The 15,834-nt window shown below is 45.3% G+C and carries 15 protein-coding genes; 8 read left to right on the top strand and 7 right to left on the bottom strand.

The features are described 5' to 3' along the window. The first annotated feature begins 8 nt into the window (after window positions 1-8). On the top strand, window positions 9-1,313 hold the full coding sequence (gene der / locus K9J17_02620; GenBank protein ID MCF8275602.1) for a ribosome biogenesis GTPase Der: 1,305 nt from the start codon (window positions 9-11) through the stop codon (window positions 1,311-1,313). A gap of 74 nt (window positions 1,314-1,387) precedes the next feature. Here der and metK read toward each other — a convergent pair whose 3' ends face one another. Together metK and gldA are read right to left on the bottom strand one after the other, a co-directional pair. After that, window positions 1,388-2,734, bottom strand: coding sequence for a methionine adenosyltransferase (gene metK / locus K9J17_02625; protein ID MCF8275603.1), 1,347 nt, complete (start codon window positions 2,732-2,734; stop codon window positions 1,388-1,390). A gap of 101 nt (window positions 2,735-2,835) precedes the next feature. Next, on the bottom strand, window positions 2,836-3,741 hold the full coding sequence (gldA, locus tag K9J17_02630) for a gliding motility-associated ABC transporter ATP-binding subunit GldA (GenBank protein MCF8275604.1): 906 nt from the start codon (window positions 3,739-3,741) through the stop codon (window positions 2,836-2,838). A 73-nt stretch (window positions 3,742-3,814) separates the two neighbouring features. Between gldA and rsgA the strand changes: the two genes are divergently transcribed. From rsgA to K9J17_02660, 6 genes are all read left to right on the top strand, one after another. Then, on the top strand, window positions 3,815-4,729 hold the full coding sequence (gene rsgA / locus K9J17_02635) for a ribosome small subunit-dependent GTPase A (protein ID MCF8275605.1): 915 nt from the start codon (window positions 3,815-3,817) through the stop codon (window positions 4,727-4,729). Beyond that, window positions 4,726-5,199 carry a divergent PAP2 family protein gene (locus K9J17_02640; GenBank protein ID MCF8275606.1) on the top strand — a complete coding sequence of 158 codons (474 nt, stop codon included), beginning with the start codon at window positions 4,726-4,728 and terminating at the stop codon, window positions 5,197-5,199. Before rsgA ends, K9J17_02640 begins: the two co-directional genes overlap by 4 nt. Window positions 5,200-5,251: 52 nt before the next feature. Then, window positions 5,252-6,106 carry a polyphosphate kinase 2 gene (gene ppk2 / locus K9J17_02645; protein MCF8275607.1) on the top strand — a complete coding sequence of 285 codons (855 nt, stop codon included), beginning with the start codon at window positions 5,252-5,254 and terminating at the stop codon, window positions 6,104-6,106. Between the two features lie 19 nt (window positions 6,107-6,125). Beyond that, complete coding sequence (ppk2, locus tag K9J17_02650; protein ID MCF8275608.1) at window positions 6,126-6,893, top strand: polyphosphate kinase 2; 768 nt, start codon at window positions 6,126-6,128, stop codon at window positions 6,891-6,893. A gap of 33 nt (window positions 6,894-6,926) precedes the next feature. Further along, entirely contained in the window at window positions 6,927-8,258 is a 1,332-nt protein-coding gene (locus K9J17_02655) for a T9SS type A sorting domain-containing protein (GenBank protein MCF8275609.1), read from the top strand. A gap of 319 nt (window positions 8,259-8,577) precedes the next feature. Then, complete coding sequence (locus tag K9J17_02660; GenBank protein MCF8275610.1) at window positions 8,578-9,759, top strand: class I SAM-dependent methyltransferase; 1,182 nt, start codon at window positions 8,578-8,580, stop codon at window positions 9,757-9,759. Window positions 9,760-9,807: 48 nt separating this feature from the next. On the opposite strand, the gene K9J17_02665 is transcribed toward K9J17_02660, so the two are convergent. The 4 genes from K9J17_02665 to K9J17_02680 form a co-directional block, all read right to left on the bottom strand. Then, window positions 9,808-11,268 (bottom strand): sigma 54-interacting transcriptional regulator, encoded by a 1,461-nt coding sequence (locus K9J17_02665; protein ID MCF8275611.1) that lies wholly within the window; start codon window positions 11,266-11,268, stop codon window positions 9,808-9,810. Beyond that, the gene (locus K9J17_02670; GenBank protein ID MCF8275612.1) at window positions 11,269-12,411 is read right to left on the bottom strand and encodes a VWA domain-containing protein; all 1,143 of its coding nucleotides are present in this window, start codon (window positions 12,409-12,411) and stop codon (window positions 11,269-11,271) included. Between the two features lie 45 nt (window positions 12,412-12,456). Continuing rightward, a complete protein-coding gene (locus tag K9J17_02675; protein ID MCF8275613.1) occupies window positions 12,457-13,089 on the bottom strand; it encodes a nitroreductase family protein in 633 nt (210 codons plus the stop codon). Window positions 13,090-13,380: 291 nt separating this feature from the next. Beyond that, complete coding sequence (locus tag K9J17_02680) at window positions 13,381-14,154, bottom strand: hypothetical protein (GenBank protein MCF8275614.1); 774 nt, start codon at window positions 14,152-14,154, stop codon at window positions 13,381-13,383. A gap of 122 nt (window positions 14,155-14,276) precedes the next feature. Between K9J17_02680 and K9J17_02685 the strand changes: the two genes are divergently transcribed. Then, window positions 14,277-14,732 carry a hypothetical protein gene (locus K9J17_02685; protein MCF8275615.1) on the top strand — a complete coding sequence of 152 codons (456 nt, stop codon included), beginning with the start codon at window positions 14,277-14,279 and terminating at the stop codon, window positions 14,730-14,732. A 357-nt stretch (window positions 14,733-15,089) separates the two neighbouring features. Here K9J17_02685 and K9J17_02690 read toward each other — a convergent pair whose 3' ends face one another. After that, window positions 15,090-15,812 (bottom strand): DUF2007 domain-containing protein, encoded by a 723-nt coding sequence (locus K9J17_02690; protein MCF8275616.1) that lies wholly within the window; start codon window positions 15,810-15,812, stop codon window positions 15,090-15,092. Window positions 15,813-15,834: the final 22 nt, after the last annotated feature.

Consider the following 15,834-nt stretch of genomic DNA (forward strand, 5'->3'; position numbering starts at 1 on the left):
AATAGAAAATGAGCAATATTGTAGCAATTGTAGGAAGGCCAAATGTTGGCAAATCGACCCTATTCAATAGGATGATCGGTGAGCGTCAGGCCATTGTGGATGAGCAAAGTGGCGTGACACGCGACAGAACTTATGGCAAATCGATCTGGAATGGAATTGAGTTCAACTTGATTGATTCTGGAGGATATGTGATGGGTTCGGAAGATGTATTTGAAGGCGAAATAAGGAAACAGGTTGATATCGCCATTTCTGAAGCAACAGTGCTTCTTTTTGTGGTTGATGTTTCATCTGGAATCATGGGACCAGATGAGGTGGTTGCAGAGGTTTTACGCAAGTCTCAAAAGCCAATTATCCTAGTGGTGAACAAGGTGGATAACAGCGACCGTATTGGAGACGCATCAGAGTTCTACTCCCTTGGCTTGGGCGAATATTTCTGCATTTCGAGTATTAACGGAAGCGGAACTGGAGAATTGCTCGATGAAGTTGTAACCTATTTGACGCCCGAAAAGGAAGAAACCAAATCGGATCTACCGAAATTTGCGATTGTTGGCCGTCCCAATGTAGGAAAATCGAGTCTGACAAACGCTTTGCTGGGTGAGAATAGAAACATTGTAACTGACGTTGCTGGAACTACTCGCGATACGGTTGATAGCTATTACAACGGCTATGGATTTGAATTCACATTGGTTGATACTGCCGGTATTCGAAAGAAAAAATCGGTGCACGAAGACGTTGAATTCTATTCAGTTCTTCGATCTATCCGTGCAATAGAAAGCTGTGATGTCTGTATTCTGATGGTAGACGCAACAGTGGGCTTTGAGCATCAGGATATGAGCATTCTTGGTCTGGCCCAGAAAAACCATAAAGGAATTGTCATCCTCGTAAACAAATGGGATCTGATGGAAAAGGACACCATGAGCACAAAGGAGTACACAGAACACATTCTGAATAAGATTGCTCCTTTTAATGATGTTCCGATTTTATTCGTGAGTGCGCATACTAAGCAACGTATTCATAAAGCATTGGAGACAGCTGTTCAGGTTTACAAGAATCGATTGACACGAATTCCGACCAAGAAACTGAACGATCTGATGCTGCCGATCATTGATTCGAATCCTCCGCCAACGATGAAGCATCATTACGTCAAGATCAAATACGTGACACAACTTCCAACGTATTTTCCTTCGTTTGCATTCTTCTGCAATCATCCGAAATACGTTCGCGAAGACTACAGACGTTTCCTTGAAAATAAACTGAGAGACAATTTCAATTTCACTGGCGTTCCAATTGAAATCTACATGCGGCAGAAATAGCCATTGTAACGAAACTTTTTAGCACAAAAAAAACGGGGCGAAATGCCCCGTTTTTCGTATTCAATCAATTGGCATTACATGTTATAGACGTCTGGAATTGAAATCACCTCATCCAGTTCAAATTCTTTGATCAATTCGTCCACTCGGTCAAGTCGTTCCCAACCAAAGGTTTCCACCTTTTTGTAAAGCTTATCAGCTCTTCTTGTAACGCCTTCACCTTCGTAATAGACTTCAACTTCTTTTTGCTCTGGCTGACGACCAAAGTGTCCGTAAGCTGCGGTTTCAGAGAATATTGGGTTCTTAAGACCAAATCGTTTAACAATAGCTGCTGGCTTCATATCAAACATTCTAGCTACAATCGCTGAAATTTCACCATCAGTCATTTTCTTTCCATCTCTCCACAGTTTAGCAGTCTTATACGTGTTGACATAAAGACTAACCGGATCAGCAACTCCAATGGCATAAGCAACTTGAACCAAGGCTTGGTCGCAAACACCTGCTACAACAAGATTCTTGGCCACGTGACGGGCAGCGTAAGCCGCACTTCTGTCGACTTTTGTTGAATCCTTTCCAGAAAACGCGCCACCACCGTGTGCGCCACGTCCTCCATAAGTATCTACAATGATTTTTCTTCCAGTAAGACCAACATCACCGTGTGGTCCGCCAATTACAAATTTGCCGGTCGGATTAACGTGAAGAATGATGCTTTCTTTCCATCCGCGACCAAACAAGCGTCTTTCTGTTGTTGGAAGTTTCTTTATTATTCGTTTAAGAACGATTTCTCGAACATCATTTTTAATGACTTCGAGCATTTTTTCCTCTTCATCAAAGTCATCGTGCTGAGTGGACACAACAATAGTGTGGATAGACTCAGGCCTTCCTCTATCGTTGTATTCAATTGTAACTTGCGATTTAGCATCTGGACCTAGATACTTCATCAACCGTCCTTCCTTACGGATCTCTGCCATTTCCTGCAAGATCATATGCGACAATTTCAAGGTGATCGGAATGGCATTTTCGGTTTCGCTAGTTGCATAACCGAACATCATTCCCTGATCACCAGCGCCTTGCTCTTTGTGCAATCCTTGACCTTCAACTACTCCCTGACGAATATCGCTCGATTGTTCATGAAGAGCAGAAATGACACCACAGCTTTCAGAATCGAACTTATATGAAGCTTTCGTGTAACCGATCTTTTTAACTGTTCTACGAACCACTTCATCCACTTTCACTTTTCCTTCACCTAACGAAGATATCTCTCCTCCCACTACGACAAGACCTGTTGTACAGAAGGTTTCGCATGCAACTTTTGAATTCGGATCGTGCTTGAGGAATTCATCCAACATGGCATCCGAAATTTGATCTGCCACTTTATCTGGATGGCCCTCCGAAACTGATTCTGATGTAAATAAATATGACATAATGAATTAGGTTTTAACTTAACAAGGTATGAATGTGAAACATTGGCGCAATTTATGACTTTTCCAGAATGCAGAACAAGCATTAGCGACTTCAACCAAAATTAATTTGTGAATTTTCGGAAAACGCCTTCAAGATTTTCGTCTTCCAGTTTAAGTGTAAGCACCAATAGGTTGTTCTCTCTAGCAAATTCCGAAATCAACTTACGAAGGTCTCCTTGGTAATCTGCAACAACCTTATAGGTTCGATTCTCCATTATTTCGCATTGAAGCACGAATTCAATTTGCTTCAGACGCTCAAGCGAAACTTCTCCGTCAAACTCCACAATCACTGATTGAAGTGATGTATGCGACAGCGAATCCTTCATGGTTCTATCTGTCATCAATTTCCCTTTATCAATGATGATGATACGATCGGAGACCGCCTCAACTTCCTGCATGATGTGCGATGAAAACATAACCGTCTTTTCCCTTCCTAAGTTCCTGATCAATTCGCGGACATCTACCAACTGATTGGGGTCCAAACCCGATGTCGGTTCATCTAAAATGAGCACCTCTGGATCATGAATAAGCGCCTGTGCAATCCCAACTCGTTGCTTATATCCTTTAGAAAGTTGTCCGATCTGCTTGTGTTGTTCGCGGCCAAGCCCAGTAAGCTCTATCATCTTCTTCACCTGTTCCTTTCTATTTTTTCCTGCATCATAGAGCGAAGCCACAAATTCCAGGTATTCCTTCACATACATATCATAGTAAAGCGGATTGCTTTCTGGCAGGTAACCGACCATTTGTCGTACGGCCATGGAATCATCAAGGATATCGTAACCACCGACCGTGACTTTTCCTGATGTTGGAGGGATAAAACACGATATGATCTTCATCATCGTTGATTTTCCAGCACCGTTAGGCCCTAAGAAACCCAAAACTTCCCCTTTCTTCACTTCAAAAGACACATCATCGAGTGCTTTCTGAGTACCATAGATCTTCGTTACGTGTTCTACTTTAATCGACATTGAAAACAATTTGGGGTGAAATTAACAAATGACCATCTTGATGAAAGTATCTTTGACCACAATGGCAGAGCGAATTAAAGGCACCGTTATCAGAAGCACCGGAAGTTGGAGCACAGTGATGCTTGCAGATAAGCGCTCGGTGGAATGTCGGTTGCGTGGTCAATACCGTATCAAAGGTTTGCGCACCACAAGCCCCATTTCTGTAGGCGATAAAGTGGAGATTGAGTTGGAAGAGGACGCGGAAACTGGTGTTATCAATACCATTTTCGAACGTGAGAATTACATCATCCGTAAGTCTGTGAATCTGAGTAAGCAAGCGCATATTATCGCTTCGAACGTAGATCAGATGCTGATCATTGCCACGGTCCATCATCCTCGCACATCTTTTGGTTTCATTGATCGATTACTGTGTACGGCTGAAGCTTACAACATCCGCGCTGCGGTATTGATCAATAAGATTGACCTGAACGACACAGGAAAATCCATCAACCTACAAGAAGAATACGAAAACTGCTACCGTTCCATCGGTTATCCTGTTTTCCTTGCCTCGGCACTGGATGGAACAGGAATGGATCAATTAAAAACGTGGATGAGCGGAAAGGTGACACTCGTTTCGGGACACTCAGGAGTTGGAAAAAGCACTTTGATCAATAGTTTGGTTCCAGATCTGAATCTCAGAACTTCCGAAATCTCTGAAATGCACAGCAAAGGAACCCACACTACCACCTTTGCCGAAATGTTTCCGTTGGTCGGTGATGGCTACATCATTGACACGCCAGGCATTAAGGAATTTGGAATGATTGATATGCAGCCTTCCGAACTATCGCACTTCTTTCCTGAGATATTCAGCGCCTCGGCCAAGTGCAAATTCCACAATTGTCAGCATGTGAATGAGCCAGGATGCAACGTTCGCGCAGCGGTGGAATCAAATGCCATCCCAAGCAGTCGGTATTCCAACTATATTAGCATACTCGAGAGCATTCAATGAGCGAATACGTCAACCACATACAAGGCACTGGCTGGGAAGTCATCATTGCGTTTGTGGTGGCAAATCTGATTGCTCAATTCTTCAAGATCCTTACAGTTGCCATCAAGAAGAAAACCTTTAAGTGGACCATTCTGTTTGCTACTGGCGGAATGCCATCCAGTCACAGTTCTACGGTTGTTTCCATGGCCACTTCCATCGGTTTGATAGATGGATTTGATTCTACAACCTATGCATTGGCCGTGTGTTTTGCCACAGTGGTGATGTTTGATGCCGCTGGATTGAGACGGAATGCTAGCAAGCAAGCCATGGTCTTGAATAGGATGATCAAAGAACTGCTTTCGCCAGATAGCAACGTAAGCCGCGTGAAACTGAAGGAATTCTTGGGACACACGCCTACCGAAGTATTGGTTGGCGCACTGCTTGGAGTAGCCGTGAGCTTGGCATTGCACTTCGGGCCAGACTTCCTCTAGCACACTTTTTCCTTAACATTTCTGAACACCAACTTTATTTAGCTTTGCGATTATGGCAGGTCAATTTACCAAAGAGGAATTGGAAGGTTTTACTACCCGTAAGGAGGTAGTGAAGCTTGCTAAGCAGAAAGACATCAATATCCAAAACCACATTGCAAACCGCGAATACGAAATAGAACTGGCCAAACTTCAGGCGCAGCTTGTCAGTTTGCAGCGTTGGGTTTACAAACGGAAGCTCCGCGTGGCCATTCTTCTGGAAGGTCGCGATGCTTCGGGAAAAGGTGGAACCATCAAGCGTTACACCGAACACTTGAACCCAAGAACATCACGCGTTGTGGCGCTCAACAAGCCTACAGATATTGAAAAAGGTCAGTGGTTTTTTAGACGTTACATCAGTCAACTACCAGAACCGGGCGAGATCGTCTTCTTTGACCGAAGCTGGTACAACCGTGCCGTGGTTGAACCCGTTATGGGCTTCTGCGACCGAAAGCAATACGACCAGTTTATGGTGCAAGTGCCCGAATTTGAGCACATGCTTTATGAAGATGGCGTCATCATCATTAAGTTCTGGTTCTCCATTACCAAAGATGAGCAGCGAAAACGCTTCGAATCTCGAATGAAAAACCCACTGAAACAGTGGAAATTCAGTCCTGTAGACATGAAAGGACAGGAATATTGGGATGAATACACTTACTACAAGGAGCAGATGTTCACGAAGACCCACACCAATTTCAGTCCGTGGGTCATTGTAAAGACCAATAGCAAGCGCACGGCAAGACTCGAGAGCATGCGCTACATTCTCTCCCGATTCGATTATGATGGAAAAGATCAAGCTGAAACAGTGCTTCTACCCGACCCTAACGTCATTTTGAGATATTACCGTCACATTCAACAATTGGATATCTGATATGGAAACCGTGAAAAAGATAGAACTTACGGAAGAAGATGTCAGACTGCTGAACTCCAAAACAGGCCTTCGGCAACTTATCCGATCATCCAAGGTCAGCTTAGAAAAAGCCTTGCAGTATGCTCGTTACGACCATAGGCTGAAAGAACTTCAGGCAGAGATGATCAATCTCCAAACGTGGGTAATGGAGAACGAGAAAAAACTTGTGGTCATTTATGAAGGGCGCGATGCTGCCGGAAAAGGTGGCGCCATCCGTAGGACAACCGCACACATCAATCCTCGGGCTTATCGGGTTGTGGCACTTCCGAGACCAACGCACCAAGAGGCCGGTCAATGGTATTTTCAGCGTTACGTTAGACGATTACCCATTCCTGGCGAGATCGTATTCTTTGACCGTAGCTGGTACAACCGTGCGGTGGTAGAACCGGTGAATGGCTTCTGCACGCCTGAGCAGTACAGCATTTTCTTGGAAAATGTGAATGAGTTTGAGAAGATGCTGGTTCAAGGAGAAACCTATCTCATTAAGATGTATTTCTCCATCACCAAAGAAGAACAAGCGTTGCGGTTTGCAGATATAACCAACGATCCACTTAAGCGATGGAAAATGAGCCCGGTTGATGAGCGTGCTCAAGAACTTTGGGATCAGTATACCAAGTACAAGCAGATCATGTTCGACCGAACACACACCGATCTTTGTCCTTGGACCATTATTGACGCGAACGTAAAAACCCACGCGCGCGTTAGTTCCTTAGAGCATATCCTGCAGAGTGTGCCATACAAGAAGTGAAGTTTGGCGATAGTTTGCCCCTTGCCGATCATCATGAAAACAACTACCGTCCTACTCGCCATCGCGCTTTTTGCTTGCACCCTTTTGAATGATCAAAATGCTGCAATTGCTCAGACCTTTTGGACAAAAGACGCCACAAACCCTGTGCTACGCAGGGATACGGTGCTTGCCAATTTACCGCACGACATCTATGCCATTAGCGACTGCTGGGTATTGAAGGAAGGTGCAACTTATAAGATGTGGTATACTGGTGGTGGCTTGAATTATCCTACCGACACCGAATTGCGTTCAAGAATCTGTTATGCCACTTCTTCTGATGGCGTTAATTGGACTAAATATGCTGGCAATCCTGTGTTGGATGTGTCTTACAATGGTGCGTGGGATTCGCTTGGAGTGGAAACTGTTTCTGTCATTATTGACGAAGACGCTCCTGCCGGACAACGCTACAAAATGTGGTATGCAGGTCAGTATTTCAACGAGTATCGCTACGAAATTGGTTACGCCTATTCTGCCGATGGCATCAGTTGGACAAAACATGGAAACCCCGTGCTACAGGTTGGAACAGCCAACGAATGGGACAATGGTTTTTTGGAAGGCCCCTCCGTAGTTAAAGATGGCAGCACCTACCAAATGTGGTATTGCGGTTATGACGTGACCGTAAACGGAAGCCCAACAGACGGAAAGGCAAGTATCGGCTACGCAACATCTACCGATGGCATCAACTGGACGAAGTATGCCAATAATCCAATCATGGTTACAGGAGTTGGCAATTGGGAGAGCGTTTACGTGCAAGACCCGCACGTGATCAAAGACGACCTAGGATATTATATGTGGTATGGCGGTGGATCGGACGACTCGCACTATGACCAACAAGTTGGTTACGCCACTTCGTTCGATGGTATCAATTGGGGCAAATCTCCGCTCAATCCTGTTCTGACAAGAGGAAATCCAGGCGATTGGGACCAATTGGTTGCTTCTTTTCCAAGTGTGATAAATGATGGTGGAGGCTATAAAATGTGGTACACGGGCAAAGACGTTGATCCGCTTCCTGAGAACTCCACAGCGTATTATTGGGAAATCGGCTATGCCACTTCATCTCCCACAGGGATGGAGGAATTCGCTAGCAATCCAAACGAAATGCAGATCTATCCGAATCCTGCCACCGAAACCATTTATATCACCTTTCCTCCTTCTGAAACCGGACAGAAACATCTGCTCATTTTCAATTCGTTGGGAGCTTTGGTGCAAACGGTCAACACGAATCAAGCAGTGCAGATAAACATTGCCGACCTACCAGCTGGCCTTTATTTCATCCAAATGAACTCAGATAACGGCAGTGTGACGAACAGACTGGTTAAGAATTAAGCGTCTAAGCAGCTTTGCCTTTATCCAAGCCAAGACCTTTCTGCAGTCGCGACAGCCTGAATAGAGATAAATCCTCCAGAAATTTAAGAACACCTTAAGCCTAAAAGAAGCCATCAGAACCATGGACGATTTCGAAAGTGACTACAGTGAAAGAATAAATCCCGCTTTAATGACAATGTTGCTTTCTGAAGCGGTGCCTACCATTAAAGATGTGGACTTTCGATATGAAGAGGTAAAAAAAGGGTATTGCAGGTCCGTTTTGCCTCTAAATCATAAGAGCTCAAATCAGCATGGTACCCATCAGGCATTAATCATGGGCATGAGTGGAGATTACACCGGTGGGCTTGCTTTAGCTTCATTGATTCCATTCGAACCAATACTTGGCATTCATGAGATTACTCCTGACAGAGGCATGAGCCTATGGTTAGTGAAATCGGACATGAAATATCTTAAACCATCTACTGACGATGTAGTTGTGGAAGCAATAATTCCAGAAGATCTGGGAGAAGCGATAAACAAACGCTATCACAACGGCCAAATAATTCTTCTGGACGTTGCGGTAACGTTCAAAGATCTAAGAAACACAGATGTTGCCCAAGGAACTTTCCGCTATTACTGCAAGAAGAAAAACTCTCTTGCCCCTGTTTCTACAAGCAGAGCGATTAATGTGATGTTTGAACATCTTCTAAAAACATCGGCAAAGCTAATTGCGCAGTTAAGGTCTTTTGAAAGCAGTAAAAGCCGACCGCTTTTCATAGATGATATTTCTGCAGAAGTTGCCGGAAAGCAAGGAAAAGTCATTGCCGACCGATTCATGGAACTATTACCCGAATTGCAGAACATGGTTGCTGCAAGAACATTCCATTTAGACGAAGCGCTTAAAAAACGCGCTTCTGAAATAAAGAACGTAGTGTTTATCGGAGCTGGGCTCGATTTCAGAATGTATCGCAATCAATCTGATTTTAAAGGCAAGATGATCTTTGAACTGGACCTAGCTGAAATGTTAGCTGAAAGAATTCACACAGAAACAGCACTTCAACTCAAATCATCATCCTTCAACACACCGGTTAAAATCAGCTGTAATTTCATATCCGAAAGCATCTCAGAAAAACTGTTGCACCACGGATTTAACCCTGAGGAACCTTCATTCTATATTTTCGAAGGGTGTTCGATGTATTTCTCGGAAGCAGAAAATCGGAAAATTCTGATGGAAATAAGCGGCCTGCTTCATCAAAATTCAGCAAGTGTTCTTTGGATGGATATGGTAGACGACAGAGCAATCCAGATCACGGAAAAGCTACCGATGGAAATCAAGTCTTTTCTTTCGAATATGGCCAAACTTGGAGAACCTTTTATTTACGGATTCGACAAGGATTCTGAACTCTTTACAATAGCAGACCTTTCCATTGTTGAAAGCGCACTTACCAATGATTGCATGGATATTGAACCAAGTGATGTGTACTCGCTGTATTCCTTTAATCTATTGAAGTACAATCACTAATACACGAGACCTTCAAGGTTTTTAAAGCCTTGAAGGTCTTTTCTACATTCAATTATCCCCAAAAAACAGCTGACTTCCAGTTGAATCAAAAGAGAAAGCCTTGTCGCTTTCGGTTCTATCCAGTTTATTCGAAACGGCCAAGGTCCAAAGCACCAATTCCATAGCGAAGAGTTTTTCAGGTTCAGTCAACCTAGGCGCATATTCGTTTACCAATTTCACCAGCGGTTTGATGCTGAGTAGATTGGCATTGAATTCCTCGTCCGTATCCGTGTAGTTAAGTTCGACCAGATTGCTGCTATCGAACCAGGTGATGATGTCGGTGTAAGGCGTTTTCACTCCTGCTTTTTCAAGATTGGGGATGCGCGGGAACAGCTTCTCGAACTCGGTTACCACCGCTTGATCGATGAGGTGCTTGGCCACTTCGGTGGCTCCCTCCTGCTCTCCTTCATAGACCAACTCGATCTTGCCCGTAATGGAGGGAATGATAGACATGAAATCGACCAATCGGATGGCTGTTTTCTTCTCGCCCGATTCGATCAGACGGAGATTGGCAGCGGCCATGAGGTTTTCCATGGCGCTGATGGTGAGACGGGCGCTAACGCCACTCTTTGCATCCACATATTCGCTATCGCGCGCTTCAAAGGCCACTTGCTCTAAGAGGTCTTTGGCCAATTCGCACATGGCGATGTTGGCACGGTCTGCTTCCGATAGCCGCGCTTCCTGCTCGGTTATCTTCTTGGCCAGCGCAATGCTTTTCGGGTAATGCGTGAATATCTGCGAACCGATACGGTCCTTCAATGGCGTGACGATGCTTCCGCGATTGGTGTAATCCTCTGGGTTTGCTGTGAAGATGAACTGAATATCGAGCGGCATTCTGAGCTGAAAACCTCTGATCTGAATGTCGCCTTCCTGCAAGATATTGAAGAGCGAAACCTGAATGCGCGCTTGAAGGTCGGGCAATTCGTTGAGTACGAAAATGCATCGGTTGGCACGAGGGATCATACCATAATGTAGCACGCGTTCGTCCGAATACGGCACTTTTAAGGTAGCGGCCTTTATCGGGTCGATGTCTCCGATGAGGTCGGAAACATTCACATCGGGCGTGGCCAGTTTCTCAAAGAAACGGTCGGAGCGGTGCAACCACGCAATGGGCGTGCTGTCTCCCATTTCGGCCAGCGTGTCTTTGGCAAACTTCGAAATGGGACTGTAGGGACTGTCGTTGATCTCGGAACCTTCCACGATGGGCATGTACTCATCCAAGAGACTGACCAAGTTGCGCGCAATGCGTGTTTTGGCCTGTCCGCGCAGACCGAGCAGGTTGATATGATGCCCCGCCAGAATGGCTTTCTTCAATTGCGGCACCACGGTATCATCGTAGCCCCATAATCCTTCGAAAGCCGGTTCGTTGGCACGGATCCGTGCAATAAGGTTCTCCTTCAACTCCTCGCTAATAGTGCGCTCGGTATAACCCGCTGCTTTCAACTCCCCAAAAGTGGTTTCCTTCTTCATTTAAATACGTTTGATTCTGTTCTTCTCGTAATCTTCAAATATCATCTGCCCCAAGCCTTTCAATCCTGTCAGGAAGGCTTTGCCGTTGTTCTGCTTGGTGAACATCTCTACAAATTGCCGCAGGTAAGGGTCGGATGCGATCATGAATGTGGTGATCGGTATCTTCAGTTTCCTAGCCTGCGCGGCCTTGTTCAGACACTGATTCACGATCATCTCGTTGAGGCCGTTACTGTCCTTGTAATACTCTCCGTTTGGCAACCGCACACAGCTTGGTTTGCCATCGGTTATCATGAATATCTGCTTGTTGGTGTTGCGCTTGCGTCTTAGAATGTCCATGGCCAATTCCAATCCGGCAACGGTATTTGTGTGATACGGCCCCACCTTCAAATACGGCAGGTCTTTCACCTGAATGGGCCACGCATCATTGCCGAACACGATGATGTCTATCGAATCTTTCGGGTATTTGCGATGGATCATCTCCACCAAGGCCATGGCCACCTTTTTGGCAGGCGTGATGCGGTCTTCGCCATACAGGATCATGGAATGGCTGATGTCGATCATGAGCACGGTGCTCATCTGCGCCTTGTGCTTGGTCTCCTCCACGATCAGGTCGTTCTCGGTGAGTTTCAGGTCGCCAATGCCGTGGTTTATCTGTGCATTCTTGAGGCTCTCGGTCATATCCACCCGCGAGAAATCATCCCCGTAATTGTAGGGGCGGTTCTCGCCATCCTTCTCATCTCCCTGCCCTACTTTCTTGGTTCGGTGGTTGCCCGCTCCGCTCTTCTGAAGTTTCCCGAAGATCTGCTCCAAGGCGTATTCGCGTAGAGCAGATTCCAATTTAGGCGTGAGGATGTTCTTGCCTTTTCCCTTGCCCGAATTCCCCTCCTCGGGGTCAATCTCCTCTTTGATATAACCACGTTTTTTGAGGTCTTCCTCAAAGTCAGCCAGCGTGTATTCGTCCGTGAAAATGTTGTACTCCCTATCGAGTTGATTCAACCAATCGAAGGCTTCCTCAATATCGCCCGAAGTGTGGGTGATCAGCTCCTTGAAAATATTGAACACGCGGTCAAAAGGAGAAACCTCCTTCGGATGGTGCTTACTGAAAATGAAGCCTTTGCTAAGATTGAATTCTATGCCGTCCATTGTGTGCTCAATATACTGCTTCGCTCAGAAGAACGTAGCTTCCTTTTACTTGATCTCTGTGATGAGGTCCGCTCTGCTTTTTCGCACCTTTTTCAGGTTTACGAGCCAATCTTTTTCGGCATTCCGATAGCCCAAGGGCAGCATCACGCAGCTTCTCAATCCCTTTGCCCGTAAACCCAGTATCTCATCTACGGCCGCAGGGTCAAAACCTTCTATTGGCGTGCTGTCAACACCTTGAAATGCAGCAGCAGCTATGGCCATCGAAAACGCGATATAAGCTTGCTTGGCCGCATGATTGAAGTTGACTTCCGCATCCTTTTGAGGGTACGTGCCCAGTAGCAGTTGGCGGTAGTTCTCCCAACCCTTATTCTCAAATTCTCTGATGGTGTTTACCAGATCAAACTGCTTGTTGATGCGATCTGCCGTGTAGGTATCCCAAGCGGCAAAGACCAACAGGTGCGAACAATCCCTTATCACCGATTGGCCCCAAGCCACTGGTCTGATCTTCTCTTTTACTTCCTGATTGGTGATGACCAAAACCTCGAAAGGCTGCAATCCACTGGAAGTTGGTGCTAGCGAAATGGCTTCAATAATGTTCTCGATCTTTTCCTCTGGCACCGTTTGGCCGTTCATGGCCTTGGTAGCATAACGCCACTTCAATTTCTCTATTAATTCCACTTTATGTTGTTTTTCTGTTTGTTCTCAGCTGCTTGCAATTGCTTTGGTCAAAGCTACGGTGCTTAAGCCGCGCTGCTCACCGTGTCTGAACACGGCTTGAAGAGGAATTGTTGTGATCATGGGCAACAAGCCAACTCAGATGCTGCAACGAGTTCAGCATGACCGGACCTTTTGGTGTTCGCACCAAACCTACATACACCGTCACCCTCAACTTGTTTCAGGGTCTGTCTTACCAGTTAAACCGTAATAGATGCTGAAACGAGTTCAGCATGACGCGCTTGTAGCCCCGATCTAAGGATAATACGGATACACGTCTCCCTCTGGGGGTTCGTGTGCCTGTTTCATGGCTTTGCCTTGTAGGCGAAGTTCCTTCATGTAGGTATTGAAGGGACGATGAAGACGGTGTAGCATGTCGGCCAATACGGTATCGGTTTTGGCAGCGTTTAGCATCCATGTGGCCTTAGGGTCTATGCGGCCTTCGTTGTTGCCCAAGCCCGGAACGCGGGTAGAAAGGCGATTGACATCTTCTGCCTCGGCCCAGTAATCTGTCTTATCCATTGGCAGCAGGCTCGGAAAATCGGACCATGCCTCGATGAAGGTGATCTCTCCTTCATTGTTGAAAGTGAACTCTTCGTAAATGGGAACGCGCTTGCCGCTGTAATTGAATACCACGTGGCAGCGACAGAAGGGCTGCTGTTCAAAAAACCGACAATCGATGGTATCGTACTTGGTTGGGTACAACTTGAGCAGGATATCTGTATCGATGAGGTTCCTTCTTCGGTATCCTGTAAGCAGCAACCACGGGTGCCATTCCCAGCGGATAACGAGGTCGGAATAGTAGGGTTTTACCTTAATGGGCACAGACGATTCCATGGTGAGGAAGTACTTGACCCCCTGCTCTATGTAATAATCGGCCGTTTGGCTTGGCACAAGCGTGGTAGATAATGCCGAATCCACATCGGCAACCAGGTACAATTCAGAGCTACCATCGCTTACCGTTTTGCAGGCGCTGGCCGAAACCAAAACCACAAACAATAGGAAGCTGAAGTAGTTGATGGTTGGCATATGCATGGATTGCTAAAGATAACAGCGAACTATGAAATGAGCGCCATCGTTCACAAAGCGGAATATTTCAAGCTGCCTGTTGTAAATGCACGAAAAAATATCTTTGTACTACAATCAATCCCATGAAAACGCACATTTCCATTCTCGGTCTGGTCATCATAACCCTCTTTGCTTCTTGTAAAAGAGACCCCACCACCACCGAACTTCTTACGGATGGCAGTTGGAATATGAAAACCCTGACAATCAATCCGTCCATTACCATAAACGGAGTGGTCATCACCGATTATTACAATCAACTCTACGATTATGACAAGGATAACATTCTGACTTTCAATACCAATGGAATCGTTACCTCAGATGAAGGTCCGCTTAAGGAGTTCCCAAGTGATCCACAGACCAAACAAGGCAATTGGCTTCTTTCTACTTCGGAAGACGTGATCACTGTTTACCTGAACGATGACACGGCTGTTTATGAACTTTCTGCTATTTCTGAAAGCCAACTGACACTTATCTACTCACAGCGAGACACAGCTACACAGATCAATTACACCCTCACCGCAGGATACACGCATCTGTAATTTTAGGAAGCTGAAGTAGTTGATGGTTGGCAGCTGCATGGATTGCTAAACATAGCGTTTTACAACTATGAAAATAGAGCTTTAATACCTGCGTCCTTTCGCCCGAAACCGAAAACTGCAAACCGTGATGAACTTGCGGCAAACATTTCACGCCCTATTTTTATAGTTGGTGTTGTGTGTAGTTGTTTTCTTTTTTGCTTTAAAATCTTTGTAACAGTCGAAGCACCGAATTGTCTTGCTTAAAAACGGTAGAGGCAGTCCGATTAGTAAAAGTCCAATTCCAATTGCCGCACATGAAAACTTCGGTTTTGAAACATTAGTTGAATTACAGTAGGGACAAGTCGTCATACATAGGTTTTAGTGCATTTCCTTATAGCAAACCAAAATAGTACTGTAAGAAGTCAGATACATCATTCTGCGTTCAAATTCGATCTTATACCGTCCGTTATAAACGTGTTCGAAGCTGTCGAGTTGACTTATAATCACAGAGTCGCCAAAGAGTTCCCAATTGGCATTGAGAAAACCATGTCCGAAACCTGGAATTGTTGTTTGACCATTTGGGCTAAACGTTATCTCGTCACGGCAAACACCAGTAAAAATGACGCCCCCTTCTTTCGAAGTAGGGTAGTAAACATCTTCACCGTAAACGATGTAGTCCAAACACCACGGGCTGCCTGTCATACGTTGTGTAATTGTCGGCTTGTTTAGCTGTTTGAAGATAATTCCTGAGGTAATCAATACTGCGGCAACAACCAAAACAGAGAGGCTTGCCCATTTGAAAATTTGAGCAGTCTTTTGTCTGCGAGCAACATCATTCTTGTCTATTATTGTCGAAGTTTCTTCATCTGAAAAACCACCTGCTCTAAGGATTGCCCCCGCCTTTTCAAAATCAGATTTCCTAACCTGAAGCTTCACACCACCGACCGCGTTGGAAACAAAATTGTATGATTGAACCGTTAATTCGTCAAGAACTCTACACTCAATTCCTTCTGCTTCAAGTTTCAGTTTTGCAATTGCAAGTTCGCTGGGGTATGTAAAGCTGACAATTGTCACAAACTCGTTCATGTCGGTTTGTTTCATTTTAGAAACCACTTTGCTTTCA

The sequence above is a fragment of the Flavobacteriales bacterium genome (assembly GCA_021739695.1).
GTDB lineage: Bacteria > Bacteroidota > Bacteroidia > UBA10329 > UBA10329 > UBA10329.

Bases quoted from the DNA above. Each gene is read 5' to 3' on its own strand.
- der (MCF8275602.1), top strand. From the start codon at position 9: ATGAGCAATATTGTAGCAATTGTAGGAAGGCCAAATGTTGGCAAATCG.
- metK (MCF8275603.1), bottom strand. From the start codon at position 2,734: ATGTCATATTTATTTACATCAGAATCAGTTTCGGAGGGCCATCCAGAT.
- gldA (MCF8275604.1), bottom strand. From the start codon at position 3,741: ATGTCGATTAAAGTAGAACACGTAACGAAGATCTATGGTACTCAGAAA.
- K9J17_02640 (MCF8275606.1), top strand. From the start codon at position 4,726: ATGAGCGAATACGTCAACCACATACAAGGCACTGGCTGGGAAGTCATC.
- ppk2 (MCF8275607.1), top strand. From the start codon at position 5,252: ATGGCAGGTCAATTTACCAAAGAGGAATTGGAAGGTTTTACTACCCGT.
- K9J17_02655 (MCF8275609.1), top strand. From the start codon at position 6,927: ATGAAAACAACTACCGTCCTACTCGCCATCGCGCTTTTTGCTTGCACC.
- K9J17_02660 (MCF8275610.1), top strand. From the start codon at position 8,578: ATGAGTGGAGATTACACCGGTGGGCTTGCTTTAGCTTCATTGATTCCA.
- K9J17_02665 (MCF8275611.1), bottom strand. From the start codon at position 11,268: ATGAAGAAGGAAACCACTTTTGGGGAGTTGAAAGCAGCGGGTTATACC.
- K9J17_02670 (MCF8275612.1), bottom strand. From the start codon at position 12,411: ATGGACGGCATAGAATTCAATCTTAGCAAAGGCTTCATTTTCAGTAAG.
- K9J17_02680 (MCF8275614.1), bottom strand. From the start codon at position 14,154: ATGCCAACCATCAACTACTTCAGCTTCCTATTGTTTGTGGTTTTGGTT.
- K9J17_02685 (MCF8275615.1), top strand. From the start codon at position 14,277: ATGAAAACGCACATTTCCATTCTCGGTCTGGTCATCATAACCCTCTTT.
- K9J17_02690 (MCF8275616.1), bottom strand. From the start codon at position 15,812: ATGAAACAAACCGACATGAACGAGTTTGTGACAATTGTCAGCTTTACA.